The following is a 14,506-nucleotide window of genomic DNA, read 5'->3' as shown; positions in this document are numbered from 1 at the left end:
GCCCGCTGTCATTGCCGTGACAGCGGGCCTTTTTCGTTGGAATTCGTGGCAATCAGTGCGTGCGCAGCTTGCCGAAATGCGTATCGAGCAGCGCCTGCATCTTGTCCGAGGCATCGCGGATCGCGCTTTCGACCTGACCCGCATTCCCCTTGACCGTCACCGGCTTGCCCCCCTCGGGCCGCGCCTCGAGCGTGCACACGATATCGTCGCTACCGCCCTTGGGGCCGTTCACATCGGCGAGATGGACCTCGACGCGCGACAGGCGGCTCGAGAAACGATTCAGCCGTGACTCGACGATTTGTTCCGCCTGTGCAGCCAGAGCCTCATCGCCGGTAATCCGATTGTCGGTGTTGAACTGGATATGCATGGATCAGCGGACCTTTCTGGAGCGTTCGAGAACCGGGCGATGGCCTTCGGCGTCGAGCGCGCCCATCGGCGGATCGTGATCACTTGGACCATCGATCCGGCCCATATCCGCAGTATCGGTCTGATGCTCCAGATAGTCCGGACCATCGGGCTGTGCGCCTTGCTGTTTCAGCTTCAGCGCCTTCTCCGCCAGGCGCACCTGATCGGGCGCGGGCGAGGTATCGTCAGGTTTGTTGCTCATGCAGGACTTACGCGGCGGGCGCGGCCAAGTTCCTGCTCTTGAAGCGCAATTCTCCCCTCCCACGTGCGCTAGGAGCAGGTTCAGCTTGCTGAACCGGGGTGGGTCATGGCGTAGTCGTCTGCGTAGCCCACCCCACCCTTCGGGCACCCCTTCCTGAAGGGAGGGGATAAGTTCAACGCATCGCGGTCTGAACCGGCTTGGCCTGGACCTTGGGATTGCTCACCCGCCACACGATACCCGAGACGTCATCGGTGACCAGAAGCGCGCCCTTGCTGTCGATCGTTACGTCGGTCGGGCGGCCCTTGGCATCGCCGCTCTTGGTGAGAAAGCCTGAGAGCACGTTGACCGGCAACCCGCCGGTGACCTTGCCCTTGGCATCGCGGATGACCGCAGGGCGACCGTTGTCGCCGAACGGCACGAACACCACCTTGTAGCCCGACGCCGGCTTGCGATTCCACGATCCGTGCAGCGCTACGAACGCGCCATTGGCAAAGCCGCTGCCCAGCGCGGCCTTCTCCGCAAATGTCAGGCCCAGAGGCGCGACATGGGTGCCGAGCGCATAATCGGGACGGCGGGTATATTCGCGCAGCTCCGGACGGCGCGGCTCGACGCGGAAATCCTCGTATCCGCCCCAGTAATTCCACGGCCAGCCGAAATGCATGCCGGCTTCCACCTTGGTGAGGTAATCGGGCACGAGGTCCGATCCCAGCATGTCGCGTTCGTTGACCACGGTCCACAGCGCGTCCGAACTGGGCTCCCAGGCCATGCCGACCGGGTTGCGCAGGCCGACCGCGAAGTCGCGCTTCTTGCCGGTCGCCAGGTCAAGCTCGATGATCCGCGCGCGGCCCTTCTCGACCTCCAGCCCCTTTTCTGCGACGTTCGAGGCGGAGCCGATGGCGACGAACAGCTTGGTGCCGTCAGCATTGGCGATCAGGTTGCGCGTCCAGTGGTTGTTGGGCTTCTGGGCGGGCAGGCTCAGCACCTTGCGGCCCTTGGCGGTGATCTTCGTCTGCCCTTCCGAATAGGGGAAAGCCATGACGGCGTCGGTGTTCGCGACATAGAGCGTGTCGCCAATCAGCACCATGCCATAAGGCGAGTTCAGCCCTTCGAGGAACGGCGTCTTCGTCTCGGCCTTGCCGTCGCCATCACTGTCGCGCAGCAGCGAGATGCGGTTTGCCGATTTGACGCCCGCGCCCGCCTTGTTCATCAGCAGGCGCATCACCATGCCTTCGATGCCGGGATTTTCACGCGGCGGACTGTTGGTTTCGGCGACCAGCACATCGCCATTGGGCAACACCAGCATCGATCGCGGATGATCGAGCCCATCGGCAAAACGCGCCACCTGCAGCCCTTCGGCCGCCTTGGGGGCTTCGTTCGGGCCCCAGGGCTTCACATCTGCGACATTGATCGTCGGGAAGATTTCCTTGCGGGGCGCGGTGATTTCCGGCGACGGGCCGCTGACCTGGGCGATATCGAGCTGCGCCTTGTCACCGCTCAGGAAATACCAGCCGGCACCCCCGACAACCGCAGTCGTGAGGCCCAGAAAAATGAGGATGTTGCGCGTCTTGGTTTTCATGGGCCCAAATTAGGGCGCGCCATCGGCAGGCGCAAGCGGCATCACCCGGTATAATCGGGCAGGGAATGAAACGCGTTTTTCAACGCATCGCTCCACTGGTCGGCGATCAGGTTGTAATAGGGATCGCTCGCCTGAATCCGCCGGTTGCGCCCAGCAAAGCTGTTTGCGGCATAGATCTGCAGATCGAGCGGCAGCGCCACGGACAGGTTCGCCTTGATCGTCGAATCGAACGACACCATCAGCAGCTTGATCGCATCGTGAAACGACATGTCGCGATCATAGGCGCGCACCAGGATCGGGCGACCATATTTGGTCTCGCCGATCTGGAAGAAGGGCGTGTCATCGCCCGCCTCGATGAAATTGCCCTCGGGGTAGATCATGAACAGCTTGGGGTCCATGCCGGCAATCTGGCCGCCGACGATCATCGACGCGCTGAACGTCGAGGATGCGCTTTCGCCCGCGATGGCGCGGGTCCGCGCAATCTCGTCGCGCAGCGTCTCGCCGATGATGCGCGCGACCTGAAACATGGTGGGCGCCTCCATGATCGAAGGCTTGCGCTCGTGCGGCGCCTTGGTGCGCTCCTCGAGCACGCTGACCACGCCCTGGGTGGTCGCCAGATTGCCCGCCGTCATCACCGTGATGTAGCGATCGCCCGGCTTTTCCCAAGTGAACATCTTCTTGAACGTGCTGATATTGTCGACACCCGAGTTCGTCCGGGTGTCCGACATGAACACCAGCCCCTTGTCCAGGCGCATCCCGACGCAATATGTCATAGGAGCGTCCTCCCCCTTCATTCGCATGGCGCGCATAAGGCGCGATGCGCAACAATCGGTCAAGCGGCAATGGCCGTTGTGGAAAAGTCGGGCTGCGCCAACCAACTGTACAAGCCACATCGTCATTCCCGCGAACGCGCGAATCCCGCTTCTGTTGCGCTTGACGAAAGTAAGCGGGACCCCGCCTGCGCGGGGGTGACGAGCCTAGCCCGGTCGTTGCCTTACTGCTGGACCTGCTGCACTTGCAGCGTCACCGTCATCGCCTCGGTGCCGCGGCCAAAGGTGATCCCCGCGATCGGCGCAGCCTCGCGATAATCGAGCCCAGTGGCGACACGGACATAGCGCTCGTCGGGCGAATAGCCGTTGGAGACATCGAAACCGACCCAGCCCAGGCCGTTCACGTGCACCTCGGCCCAGCCGTGGCCGGCATCCTGATCGACCCGGTCGTTCATCAGCAGATAGCCGCTGACATAGCGCGCCGGATAGCCGAGCATCCGGGCGAGCGTGATGAACAGATGCGCATGGTCCTGGCACACGCCATGGCCGGCGTTCAGCGCCTCTTCCGCAGTGGTGGTGACACCGGTCTGCCCGACCTGATAGGCCACCGCGCCGCGCACCAGCGCCGACAGCGCATGGAGCCGGGGCGCATCGCCGCTGCTGGTGCCCGGGTCCTCGAACTGGCGCAGCAGCTTGCGGATGGCAGGGCCAGGCCGAGTGAACGGCGTCTCGCGCTTGAAATACCACAAGGGCGCCGAGCCGATATGCTGGCCGACCATCCCGGCATGATCGCTGGTCTCGACCTCGCCCTCGCACTGGATGACGATCTCGTGCTGGTCGGGATCGAAGCTGAAAAGTTCGACATGGTTGTTGTGGTGATCGTAGAACTCGACCTGCTTGGTGCCGCCATCGACATTGGTCGTCCAGCGGATCACCTTCTGCCCGTGCGAATCCTTGGGGATCATGCGCAGCCGCTGCAGCGCATAGGGCATGGGCGTGTCGTAATGATAGCTTGTCCGATGGACGATGTGCAGCCGCATGAGTGACCCGTAACCCCTGTAAAATTCCGCCCCGCCTCAATGATAGAAGCGGAATTCCTGCTCGATCTGCGCCGAGATGCTGTTGTTGCGCTTGATGAAATCCTGGATGAACTGGTGCAGCCCATTATCGACGATCATGTCGATATTGGTGTTCGCAAGTTCCTGGCTCAGCCCGGCCGCCTGGTGGAGGCTGTCGCCTGCCCCACCATATTCGCGCGCGATCGCTTCGAGCGCGCTCGCCATGCGGCTGGCACAGAAGGACAGCGAACGCGGCATCACCTGGTCGAGGATCATGAACTGCGCGATGTTGCGCGGGTTCGTCTCACCGGGGTTGAGCCAGCGGAACGCGCGGTAGGCGGAGACCGAGCGCAGGATCGTCTCCCATTGCACATTGTCCAGGCTCGACCCGACATAGGACAGCGAGGGCAGCAGCACGTAATATTTGACGTCGAGGATGCGCGCGGTGCTGTCCGCCCGCTCGACGAACGTGCCCAATTGCGCGAAGAAATAGATGTCGTTGCGCATCATCGTGCCGCTCTGCGCGCCGCGCACCTGCGCACTCTGCTGGCGGATGAGGCTCAGCACATCGGGAAGCTCGTTATCCGAAATCTGCGTGCGCAATGCTTCCTTCAGCGTCATCCAGCATTCGTTGGTCGCCTCCCACACCTCGCGGGTCAGCGCAGTGCGCACCAGCCGCGCGTTGTTGCGCGCCGCCTCGATCACCGACAGCACGCTCGAGGGGTTGGTCTTGTCGCGCAGCAGGAAGTTGATGACGCTAGAGCCATCGACCTTGTCATAGCGCTGCGCATAGGCCTGGCGCACGCCGGCCGTCGTCAGCACCGAGGCCCATTCGTCCTCGGCGGCTTCCGATCGCGTCAATGCGATGCGGAAGCCGGCGTCGACCAGCCGCGCGATATTCTCGCTGCGCTCCAGATAGCGCTGCATCCAGAACAGGCCGCCTGCGGTCTTGCCGAGCATCAGCGCGTCCCCCCGATCGTCATTCCCGCGCTCATTCGTCGAGCACCCAGCTGTCCTTGGTGCCGCCGCCCTGGCTCGAATTGACCACGAGCGAACCTTTCTTGAGCGCGACGCGGGTGAGCCCGCCCGGCGTGATGTCGATGCCATTGGGCGAAACGAGCACGAAGGGCCTCAGGTCGACATGGCGCGGGGCGAGGCCCTGGCGCGTCATGATCGGCACGGTGGAGAGCGAGAGCGTGGGCTGCGCGATATAATTGCCGGGCCGCGCCTTCAGCTTCTGACGGAACGCGGCAATCTCCTTGCGGCTCGCCGCCGGTCCGACCAGCATGCCATAGCCGCCCGATCCGTGGACTTCCTTCACCACCAGTTCGTGCAGATGCTCCATCACATAGGCGAGCGAATCCGCTTCCGAGCAGCGCCAGGTCGGCACGTTTTCGAGGATCGCCTTCTCGCCGGTATAGAATTCGACGATCTCGGGCATGTAGCTGTAGATCGCCTTGTCGTCGGAAATGCCGGTGCCCGGCGCGTTGGCGATGGTGATTCCGCCGGCGCGATACACGTCCATGATGCCCGGCACGCCGAGCGCGGAATCGGGGCGGAAAGTGAGCGGATCGAGAAAATCGTCATCGACCCGGCGATAGAGCACATCGATCGCGCGATAGCCCTGGGTGGTGCGCATCGCGACCCGACCATCGACCACGCGCAGGTCGTGTCCCTCGACCAGCTCCGCCCCCATCTGGTCGGCAAGGAAGCTGTGCTCGAAATAGGCGCTGTTGTGGATGCCGGGGGTCAGCACCGCGATCTCGGGCGGGCCGTTGCACGCGCGCGGCGCGCTGGCGGCGAGCGAACGGCGCAGCTTGCGCGGATAGTCCGACACCTCGCGCACCCGCACCTTGCGGAACAGCTCGGGGAACATGTGCAGCATCGTCTCGCGGTTCTCGAGCATGTACGACACGCCCGAGGGGGTGCGCGCATTGTCCTCGAGCACATAGAACTGGTCGGGCCCGGTGCGCACGATATCGACGCCGATGATGTGCGTGTAGATGCCGCCCGGCGGGTCCATGCCGATCATCTGCGGCAGGAACGCCTCGTTCCTCGCGATCAGCTCGACCGGGATGCGGCCCGCGCGCAGGATCTCCTGGCGGTGATAGATATCGTGCAGGAACGCGTTGATCGCGCGCACGCGCTGCTCGATGCCGCGGCTGAGGCGCGCCCATTCGCGGCCCGAGATGATGCGCGGGACGATATCGAACGGGATCAGCCGCTCGCTCGCCTCTTCCTCGCCATAGACCGCGAAGGTGATGCCGGTGCGGCGGAAGAAATTCTCCGCATCGCGCGCCTTGGTGCGCAACCGGGATGCGTCCTGCGCGCCATACCATTCGCAAAATTCGCTATAGGGTGCGCGCACCGAACCATCGGGCAGCAGCATCTCGTCAAAGTGCGGTTTATCCCCTGTCATTGACATAAGATGTGACAGCTATTGTGCACTGCCGCAAGACTGGAAATGCGCACCATAATCCGCCCCCTTCCGTACCGATTTGCGACGCGCACCGCTTGTCACGCCCCGGCTTCTGGTGTGTATTCGCCCTCGGACGCTGGAAAGGGACACGGCATTGAAAAACTGGACGGGGCTGGCGCTGGCCGGCGTTTTGCTGATCACAGGCTGCGGATCGCCCGGAACCAAGAGCGAGGAGGACGCCATCGCGATCCCCGAGGCGCGACCCGATGCGGTGAACGATCGCTTTGCGCGGCTGGCCCTCACCTGCGTGCACAAGGAATATCCCAACAAGATTGCGCATGTGCTCAACGACGATGGCGACGCAAAGCCGCCGCACGAGCTGACGCCTGCCTTTTACGGCTGTTTCGACTGGCACTCGTCGGTGCACGGCCATTGGCTGCTGGTGCGCATCCTGAAGACCGATCCCGCATCGCCGATGAAGCCCGCAATCCTTGCAGTGCTGGATCGCAGCTTCACCAAGGAGAATATCGCGGCCGAGCTGAACTATATCGAGGGTGAAGGCCGCAAGGGCTTCGAGCGGCCCTATGGCACCGCCTGGTTCCTGCAACTGGTGGCCGAGCTCGACGAAAGCGAGGACCCGAAGCTGAAGGCCTGGCGCGAGACGCTGCGTCCGCTCGAACAGAAGATCGTCGGCGAGACCGAGGCCTGGCTGCCCAAGCTCGCCTATCCGATCCGGCTGGGCACGCACAACCAGAGCGCCTTCGCCTTCGGCCTGATGCTCGATTATGCGCGGCGGGTGAATAACGACGCGTTCGAAAAGCAGCTGGTGGCGAAATCGCTCGAGTTCCACCGCGCGGACGTGAACTGCCCGCTCGCCTATGAGCCGTCGGGCGAGGATTTCCTTTCGCCCTGTCTGATGGAGGCCGACCTGATGCGCCGGGTGATGCCGCAGGCGGAATATGCCGCCTGGCTGGGCCGGTTCCTGCCGCAGATTCCGGCGGACGGCTCGACCGGATGGCTCACCCCCGGCGAGGTGCGCGATCCCACCGACGGCAAGCTTGTGCATCTCGACGGCGTGAACCTGTCGCGCGCCTGGGCGATGGAAGGCATTGCAAGCGCGCTGCCCAAGGACGACCCGCGCGTGCCCGCGTTGCTCGCGACCGCAAAGCTGCACGCCGATAGCGGGCTCAAGGCGGTGAGCGACAAGAATTACGAAGGCAGCCACTGGCTGGGCAGCTTCGCGACGTACCTCACGACCAAGCGGGGAATTGCAGGTAGCTGAAACGCGGACGGTTAGCGCGGTCACTCTCCCCTCCCTGCAAGGGAAGGGCTGGGGGTGGGTAAGCGAAATTGCGCCAATGCTGGGGCAGACGACCCACCCCTAACCCCTCCCTGGCCAGGGAGGGGAACGCAAATCCATCAACCGTGGCGGACCATCACTCCACCGTCAGCACCAGCTGCCCGTCACCGTCCGTCACATGCACGGTCGAGCCATCGGGCACCTCGCCGCGCAGCAGCTTGTCGGCGAGTGCATCCTGCAGATACTTCTGGATCGCTCGCTTCAGCGGCCGTGCGCCATAGACCGGATCGTAACCCACCCGGCCCAGCCATTTGCGCGCGCTGTCGGTCAGGTCGATCGTGATCTTGCGATCCTTGAGCAGCTTCGCCACCCGCGCGACCTGGATGTCGACGATCGGCGCCATATGCTCCTCGCCGAGGCGATGGAACAGGATGATCTCGTCGAGCCGGTTGAGGAATTCGGGGCGGAAATGCCCGCGCACCACTTCCATCACCTGCGGCTCGACATCCTTGACCTTCTGATCCTCGGTCATGCCCGCGAGATACTGGCTGCCCAGGTTCGAGGTGAGGATGATCAACGTGTTCGAGAAATCGACCGTGCGGCCCTGGCCATCGGTCAGACGGCCATCGTCGAGCACCTGCAACAGCACGTTGAACACGTCGGGATGCGCCTTCTCGACCTCGTCGAACAGCACGACCTGATAGGGCCTGCGCCGTACTGCCTCGGTCAGCACGCCACCTTCCTCATAGCCGACATAGCCCGGAGGCGCGCCGATCAGCCGCGCGACCGCGTGCTTCTCCATGAACTCGCTCATGTCGATGCGCACCATCGCGTTGTCGTCGTCGAACAGGAAGCCTGCCAGCGCGCGCGTCAGCTCGGTCTTGCCGACGCCCGTGGGGCCGAGGAACAGGAAGCTGCCGAGCGGCCGGTTGGGGTCTTGCAAGCCCGCGCGCGAACGCCGGACCGCCTTGGACACCGCCTCGACCGCCGCCTGCTGGCCGATCACGCGCTTGCCGATATGCTCTTCCATCGCGAGCAGCTTCTCGCGCTCGCCCGCGAGCATCCGGTCGACCGGAATGCCGGTCCACTTGCTCACCACCGCGGCAATATCGTCCTCGGTGACTTCCTCGCGCAGCATTGCGCTCGCGGTCTGGCTCTGCGCCTCGGCCAGCTTGCGCTCCAGCTCGGGAATCCGGCCATAGGACAGCTCGCCCGCGCGGGCGAGATCGCCGTTGCGCTGCGCCTGTTCGAGCTCGATGCGCAGGCCGTCGAGATCTTCCTTGAGCTTCGCCTCGGCGTGGATCTTGTCCTTCTCGCCCTGCCAGCGCGTGGTCAGCTCGGCCGATTGCTGTTCGAGCTCGGCCAGGTCCTTCTGCAGCGTCGCCAGCCGGTCCTTCGACGCGGCATCGCTTTCCTTGCCCAGCGCCGAAGCCTCGATCTTGAGCTGGATGATCCGCCGATCGAGCGCCTCGATCTCTTCGGGCTTGCTCTCCACCTCCATGCGGATGCGGCTCGCCGCCTCGTCCATCAGGTCGATCGCCTTGTCTGGCAGGAAGCGGTCCGAGATATAGCGGTTGGAGAGCGTCGCGGCGGCCACCAGTGCATTGTCGGTGATCCGCACGCCATGATGCAGCTCGTATTTCTCCTTGAGCCCGCGCAGGATCGAGATCGTGTCCTCGACATTGGGTTCGCCGACGAACACCGGCTGGAACCGCCGCTGCAGCGCGGGGTCCTTCTCGACATGCTTCTGATATTCGTCGAGCGTGGTCGCGCCGATGCAGTGCAGCTCGCCGCGTGCGAGCGCGGGCTTGAGCAGGTTGGAGGCGTCCATCGCGCCCTCGCCCTTGCCGGCCCCCACCAGCGTGTGCATCTCGTCGATGAACAGGATGATCTCGCCCTCGGCGCCCTTGACCTCGTCGAGCACCGCCTTGAGCCGCTCCTCGAACTCGCCGCGATACTTTGCACCCGCGATCAGCGCACCCATGTCGAGCGCCATCAGGCGGCGGTCCTTCAAGCTATCGGGCACGTCGCCATTGGCGATGCGCAGCGCGAGGCCTTCGGCGATCGCGGTTTTGCCGACGCCGGGTTCGCCGATCAGCACAGGGTTGTTCTTGGTGCGCCGCGCGAGAATCTGCACCGTGCGGCGGATTTCCTCGTCACGGCCGATCACCGGGTCGAGCTTGCCCTCACGCGCCACCGCGGTCAGGTCGCGGGCGTATTTCTTCATCGCCTCATAGCTTTCCTCGGCGCTGGCCGAGGTGGCGCTGCGGCCCCCGCGCAGTTCGTTGATCGCGGTGTTGAGCGCTTCGGGCGTGACACCGGCCTTGGCGAGCGGATCGCCCGCCTTGGTGCCCTTGGCGAGCGCGATGGCGAGCAGCAGCCGTTCGACCGTGACGAAGCTGTCGCCCGCCTTGCTGGCAACCTGTTCGGCGCTGTCGAGCAGGCGCACCGCGTCATTGTCCAACCCAGGCGTCTGCTGTGCGCCGCCGCCCGAGACGGCGGGCACCTTGGCGAGCAGGGCATCGACCTCCTGCACGGCGACCGGGGCCTGCCCCCCTGCGCGCGCGATCAGCCCGGCAGCCATGCCTTCGCTGTCTTCGAGCAGCGCCTTCAGGATATGTTCGGGGCTGATCCGCTGATGGCTCATGCGGATGGCAACGGTCTGCGCCGATTGCAGGAAGCCCTTGGCGCGGTCGGTAAATTTCTCGAGGTTCATGGGAGTTTCTCCACCCTATCTAGCCCTTGCCACTGACACATAGTGTTGCATCTTTGCAACGCAAGGGGAGTGGTTGCAGAATTTGAGCGTGACGCCGCTCAGCCCCGGCCGGCGCGCGCCAGCAGCTGCATCGCACGCGACAGATGCGGCCGGTCGAGCATGCCGCCCTTGTAGCCGATCGTCCCTGCCCCCGGGTTCGCCGCGAACAGATCGATAATCATCTGGGCCTCGGTCAGCTCCTCCTCGCTGGGGGTGAAGGCGGCGTTGATGACATCGACCTGCGCCGGATGGATCGCGAGCATGCCCGAAAAGCCGTCGCGGCGCACTTTTTCGGCGCGTGCCTTCAGGCCATCCAGATCGCGGAAATCGCCCTGGATCGTCTCGATCGCGGCAACCCCTGCAGCGGCTGCGCCGAGCAGGCACAGGCTGCGCGCGAGCTCATAGGTGAAGCCATAACTGCCGTCCGCGTTGCGGTTGCTGGCGGCGTCGATCGAATCAGCCAGATCTTCCGCGCCCCAGCTCATCGCGACGAGCCGCGGAGCACCCTTGTAATCACCGGTCGTGAACATCGCCTCGGCGGTTTCGGTGACCAGCGCGATCACCGGGGTCGATCCCTGGTCGATCCCGTTCGCCACCTCGAGCGCAGAGAGATAATGGTCGAGAAGCTCGACATCGCGCCGACCGCGCGCCTTGGGCAGCATGATTCCGCCCGGTCGCGCGGGCATAATCGCGGCAAGATCCTGCAGCGCCCAGGGTCCGTCGAGAGGGTTGACCCGCACCCATAGCCGCTCGATCCCATCGCTGCGGCTGGCCAGCTGGTCACGCACCAGGCTGCGCGCCATGGGCTTGTTCTCGGCCGCGACGGCATCTTCCAGATCGAACAGCGCGATATCGGCGGAACTCTCTGCCGCCTTGGCCATCTTCTTCTCGCTGTCGCCAGGGGCAAACAGCCACGACCGCATCGGAGGGTGGAGCATTTCGGTCATCGCCTCGGGTCCGTTGTAATTTGCGCTTTTTGACACCTTTACCGCTGCACCGATCAAGCGCAATCGCACAGCGTGCTTGGCGATGGTCTGCGAGGCGGCCGAAAAGGTTAAAGACCCGATTTCACGCGATATTTGTGCGCTTTGCCTTGAATGCTTCGCTGATCGCTCGGCAGGTTTCGTAGCCGGACGCGCAATATTCGATCCGAAATGGAAGCAAAAAATACCCCTGTTACGGGGTCACCCCCTAAAAACCGGGGTGGTAAGCGATTGAAGATGCTGCAAGAACTCTCGTCACAGAGCCAACGCCGCCCATCGGTCAGAAGGATCGATCGGATGAGGCGATAACAAGGCCAACGGGCGCGCGCGCAACAACAGGGATATGCACGTGAAATCGTTAGCGAGAGAGACCAGCCCCCGCCCCGCCACCACCTGGCACCGTCCCATCCGCCCGGAAGGCGTGCAGAACGACGCTCCTCGCACGGCGCATAACGATGGTGATCGGCGCGCCCGGCTGGTGATGCGCGAACAGCAATCGGCACGCCTGCGGAGCAGCTGCTTCCCCGAGCTCAAGCTGCGCAACCCGCTCTGGGACATGCTGGTCGCGCTGCTGGCCGCCAAGCGCAACGGCAACCAGCTCTCGATGAGCGACCTGTGCCTGATGAGCGATGCTCCGGAAAGCACCGCGTTGCGGCTGATTCACCAGCTGCGCGAAAAGGGCTATGCGGACATGGTGCCCGACCGTTCGGATCGTCGGCGGACCCGCGTGACACTGACCAGCCTGGGCGAAGCTCAATTCGATCAATATCTTGATCGGTTCGAGCTGGTCTGATCGGTCCTTCGGGCGTTTTACCTCGATTTAAGGGTTTCTGTTTAGGGCTGAGGTGCAAAGGACGCACCCACCATGTCATTCGGCAAAAAAGGACTGACAGGACCTACCTTCGATGCGGCGCCGCAGGGTGATGCGAGCCTGCCGCAACGCGAGCCGCGTGTGCATCGGTTGATGAAGGTCACGCTGTTCCACGAACGGTTCGGCAGCGCCGACGGGGTGATCCGCGACATTTCGAGCGGCGGGCTAGGCGGCCGGTGCGCCGCGCCTCTGGAGCCCGGCGATGTGGTCGAGATCGATCGACCGGGCCTGGGGCGGTTCGAGGCGGAGGTGCGCTGGGTACGCAACGGCCAGTTCGGCGCGCAGCTGACATCCGACCTCAGGATCGACACCAAGGAGGTGCAGAACCTGTCCTTCAACAACTCCAATTGGGACACGAAGGTCAACAAGCCGCTCGAGAACCACGTGTTCACGCGGTTCAAGCCGATGCAGAACACCTATCGCCCCACCATCTCGCTGGCGCGCCGCGACAAATAGGCGCCACGGACCGAGCGGCGGCTGCCCTGCCCCGGCCTTTCGGCCAGCAGGCAGGGCAACGCGAGGTCAGTCGAACTTCAGGCTCTTGACGGTCTTCACCCCGGCAAGCTGGCACAGCTTCCACAGCACCGGCTCCTCGACCGCGCCATCGAGCGACAGCAGCAGCACCGCCTCGCCTCCCGCGCGCGCTTCGCGGCGACCGAGGTGGAAGGTCGCGATGTTGACATTGGCCTCGCCCAGCGTCGATCCCAGACGACCGATGAAACCCGGCTCGTCACGGTTGACGATATAGAGCATGTGCCCGGCGAGATCGGCCTCGATCTTGATGCCGTAGATCTCGACCAGACGCGGCGTCGCGTTTCCGAACAGCGTACCGGCGACCGAGCGCTCGCCATCGGCGGTGGCGACCGAGACGCGTACCAGCGTGTGATAATCACCCTCACGGTCATGGCGCACTTCGCGCACGTCGAGCCCGCGATCCTTGGCGAGGAACGGCGCGTTGACCATGTTCACCGCATCGCTGAACGCACTCATGAAGCCCGCCAGCACCGCAGCGGTGATCGGCTTCATGTCGAGTTCGGCAGCAGCACCCTCGACTTCGATCGCGATGCTCTTGACGCGGTCGCTCTCGAGCTGGCCGACCAGACGGCCCAGATTGGTCGCCAGCGCCATATAGGGGCGCAGCTTCGGCGCCTGCTCGGCCGAGAGGCTGGGCATGTTGAGCGCATTGGTCACGCCGCCCTTGACCAGATAGTCGGCCATCTGCTCGGCAACCTGGATCGCGACATTGACCTGTGCTTCGCTGGTCGATGCGCCCAGATGCGGGGTCGCGACGAAGTTCGGCGTGTTGAACAGCGGATGCTCGTGCGCCGGTTCGGTGGCGAACACGTCGAGCGCCGCGCCCGCGACATGGCCCGAATCGAGCGCGTCCTTGAGCGCCGCCTCGTCGATCAGCCCGCCACGCGCGCAGTTGATGATGCGCACGCCCTTCTTCGTCTTGGCGAGCGCTTCCTTGCTCAGGATGTTGCGCGTCTGGTCGGTCAGCGGGGTATGCAGCGTGATGAAATCGGCGCGCGCGAGCAGGTCGTCGAGCGTCACCTTCTCGATGCCCAGTTCCACCGCGCGCTCGGGCGTCAGGAAGGGATCGAACGCGATGACCTTCATCTTCAGGCCCAGCGCACGATCGGCAACGATCGAGCCGATATTGCCCGCGCCGATCAGGCCCAGCGTCTTCGCGGTCAGTTCGACACCCATGAAGCGGTTCTTTTCCCACTTGCCGGCCTGAGTCGAGGCATCGGCCTCGGGCAGCTGCCGGGCGAGCGCGAACATCAGCGCGATCGCGTGCTCGGCCGTGGTGATCGAGTTTCCGAACGGCGTGTTCATCACGACCACACCCTTGGCGGAAGCTGCGGGAATATCGACATTGTCAACGCCGATGCCAGCGCGGCCGACGACCTTGAGATTGGTCGCGGCATCGAGGATCGCCTTGGTCACCTTGGTCGAAGAGCGGATGGCGAGGCCGTCATACTGGCCGATGATCGCGGCCAGCTCGTCCGGCGTCTGGCCGGTAATCACATCGACCTCGCAACCGCGTTCGCGGAAGATCTGCGCGGCCTTGGGGTCCATCTTGTCGGAAATAAGCACTTTGGGCATTTTATGTCTCCCTCTCCCCTTCAGGGGAGAGGGCCGGGAAGAGGGGAAAGGCCTCTGG

13 protein-coding genes are annotated in these 14,506 nt (G+C 64.1%); 3 read left to right on the top strand and 10 right to left on the bottom strand.

The window, feature by feature from the left end:
• Positions 1 to 52: 52 nt before the first annotated feature.
• From FG486_RS09595 to FG486_RS09565, 7 genes are all read right to left on the bottom strand, one after another.
• Positions 53 to 367, bottom strand: coding sequence for an HPF/RaiA family ribosome-associated protein (locus FG486_RS09595; RefSeq protein ID WP_066283940.1), 315 nt, complete (start codon positions 365 to 367; stop codon positions 53 to 55).
• Between the two features lie 3 nt (positions 368 to 370).
• Positions 371 to 607: a hypothetical protein gene (locus tag FG486_RS09590; protein WP_181267356.1), complete on the bottom strand. Its 237-nt coding sequence runs from the start codon at positions 605 to 607 to the stop codon at positions 371 to 373.
• A gap of 172 nt (positions 608 to 779) precedes the next feature.
• A complete protein-coding gene (locus FG486_RS09585) occupies positions 780 to 2,183 on the bottom strand; it encodes a PQQ-dependent sugar dehydrogenase (protein WP_181267355.1) in 1,404 nt (467 codons plus the stop codon).
• Positions 2,184 to 2,224: 41 nt separating this feature from the next.
• Positions 2,225 to 2,956, bottom strand: coding sequence for a proteasome-type protease (locus FG486_RS09580; RefSeq protein WP_066283953.1), 732 nt, complete (start codon positions 2,954 to 2,956; stop codon positions 2,225 to 2,227).
• A 221-nt stretch (positions 2,957 to 3,177) separates the two neighbouring features.
• Complete coding sequence (locus tag FG486_RS09575; RefSeq protein WP_066283956.1) at positions 3,178 to 3,993, bottom strand: transglutaminase family protein; 816 nt, start codon at positions 3,991 to 3,993, stop codon at positions 3,178 to 3,180.
• 36 nt (positions 3,994 to 4,029) lie between these two features.
• The gene (locus FG486_RS09570; RefSeq protein WP_060978741.1) at positions 4,030 to 4,971 is read right to left on the bottom strand and encodes an alpha-E domain-containing protein; all 942 of its coding nucleotides are present in this window, start codon (positions 4,969 to 4,971) and stop codon (positions 4,030 to 4,032) included.
• 31 nt (positions 4,972 to 5,002) lie between these two features.
• Entirely contained in the window at positions 5,003 to 6,430 is a 1,428-nt protein-coding gene (locus FG486_RS09565) for a circularly permuted type 2 ATP-grasp protein (protein ID WP_031318634.1), read from the bottom strand.
• Between the two features lie 154 nt (positions 6,431 to 6,584).
• Between FG486_RS09565 and FG486_RS09560 the strand changes: the two genes are divergently transcribed.
• On the top strand, positions 6,585 to 7,712 hold the full coding sequence (locus FG486_RS09560) for a DUF2891 domain-containing protein (RefSeq protein WP_206678381.1): 1,128 nt from the start codon (positions 6,585 to 6,587) through the stop codon (positions 7,710 to 7,712).
• Between the two features lie 154 nt (positions 7,713 to 7,866).
• On the opposite strand, the gene clpB is transcribed toward FG486_RS09560, so the two are convergent.
• Positions 7,867 to 10,446: an ATP-dependent chaperone ClpB gene (clpB, locus tag FG486_RS09555; RefSeq protein WP_181267354.1), complete on the bottom strand. Its 2,580-nt coding sequence runs from the start codon at positions 10,444 to 10,446 to the stop codon at positions 7,867 to 7,869.
• 98 nt (positions 10,447 to 10,544) lie between these two features.
• A complete protein-coding gene (locus FG486_RS09550; RefSeq protein WP_181267353.1) occupies positions 10,545 to 11,432 on the bottom strand; it encodes an HpcH/HpaI aldolase/citrate lyase family protein in 888 nt (295 codons plus the stop codon).
• Between the two features lie 385 nt (positions 11,433 to 11,817).
• Here FG486_RS09550 and FG486_RS18360 point away from each other — a divergent pair, with 385 nt between their 5' ends.
• Entirely contained in the window at positions 11,818 to 12,261 is a 444-nt protein-coding gene (locus FG486_RS18360; protein WP_181267352.1) for a winged helix DNA-binding protein, read from the top strand.
• Between the two features lie 72 nt (positions 12,262 to 12,333).
• On the top strand, positions 12,334 to 12,795 hold the full coding sequence (locus FG486_RS09540) for a PilZ domain-containing protein (protein WP_066283973.1): 462 nt from the start codon (positions 12,334 to 12,336) through the stop codon (positions 12,793 to 12,795).
• A 66-nt stretch (positions 12,796 to 12,861) separates the two neighbouring features.
• Here FG486_RS09540 and serA read toward each other — a convergent pair whose 3' ends face one another.
• Positions 12,862 to 14,448, bottom strand: coding sequence for a phosphoglycerate dehydrogenase (gene serA, locus FG486_RS09535; RefSeq protein WP_066283978.1), 1,587 nt, complete (start codon positions 14,446 to 14,448; stop codon positions 12,862 to 12,864).
• Positions 14,449 to 14,506 lie beyond the last annotated feature (58 nt).

It is taken from the genome of Blastomonas ursincola (assembly GCF_013607875.1).
GTDB lineage: Bacteria > Pseudomonadota > Alphaproteobacteria > Sphingomonadales > Sphingomonadaceae > Blastomonas > Blastomonas ursincola.
Note: the sequence above shows the minus strand (reverse complement) of the source record. Positions and strands in the feature narration are given on the sequence as shown.

Excerpts from the sequence above, each read along its gene's own strand:
- FG486_RS09595 (WP_066283940.1), bottom strand. The coding sequence starts at position 367 with ATGCATATCCAGTTCAACACCGACAATCGGATTACCGGCGATGAGGCT.
- FG486_RS09590 (WP_181267356.1), bottom strand. The coding sequence starts at position 607 with ATGAGCAACAAACCTGACGATACCTCGCCCGCGCCCGATCAGGTGCGC.
- FG486_RS09585 (WP_181267355.1), bottom strand. The coding sequence starts at position 2,183 with ATGAAAACCAAGACGCGCAACATCCTCATTTTTCTGGGCCTCACGACT.
- FG486_RS09580 (WP_066283953.1), bottom strand. The coding sequence starts at position 2,956 with ATGACATATTGCGTCGGGATGCGCCTGGACAAGGGGCTGGTGTTCATG.
- FG486_RS09575 (WP_066283956.1), bottom strand. The coding sequence starts at position 3,993 with ATGCGGCTGCACATCGTCCATCGGACAAGCTATCATTACGACACGCCC.
- FG486_RS09570 (WP_060978741.1), bottom strand. The coding sequence starts at position 4,971 with ATGCTCGGCAAGACCGCAGGCGGCCTGTTCTGGATGCAGCGCTATCTG.
- FG486_RS09565 (WP_031318634.1), bottom strand. The coding sequence starts at position 6,430 with ATGACAGGGGATAAACCGCACTTTGACGAGATGCTGCTGCCCGATGGT.
- clpB (WP_181267354.1), bottom strand. The coding sequence starts at position 10,446 with ATGAACCTCGAGAAATTTACCGACCGCGCCAAGGGCTTCCTGCAATCG.
- FG486_RS09550 (WP_181267353.1), bottom strand. The coding sequence starts at position 11,432 with ATGACCGAAATGCTCCACCCTCCGATGCGGTCGTGGCTGTTTGCCCCT.
- FG486_RS09540 (WP_066283973.1), top strand. The coding sequence starts at position 12,334 with ATGTCATTCGGCAAAAAAGGACTGACAGGACCTACCTTCGATGCGGCG.
- serA (WP_066283978.1), bottom strand. The coding sequence starts at position 14,448 with ATGCCCAAAGTGCTTATTTCCGACAAGATGGACCCCAAGGCCGCGCAG.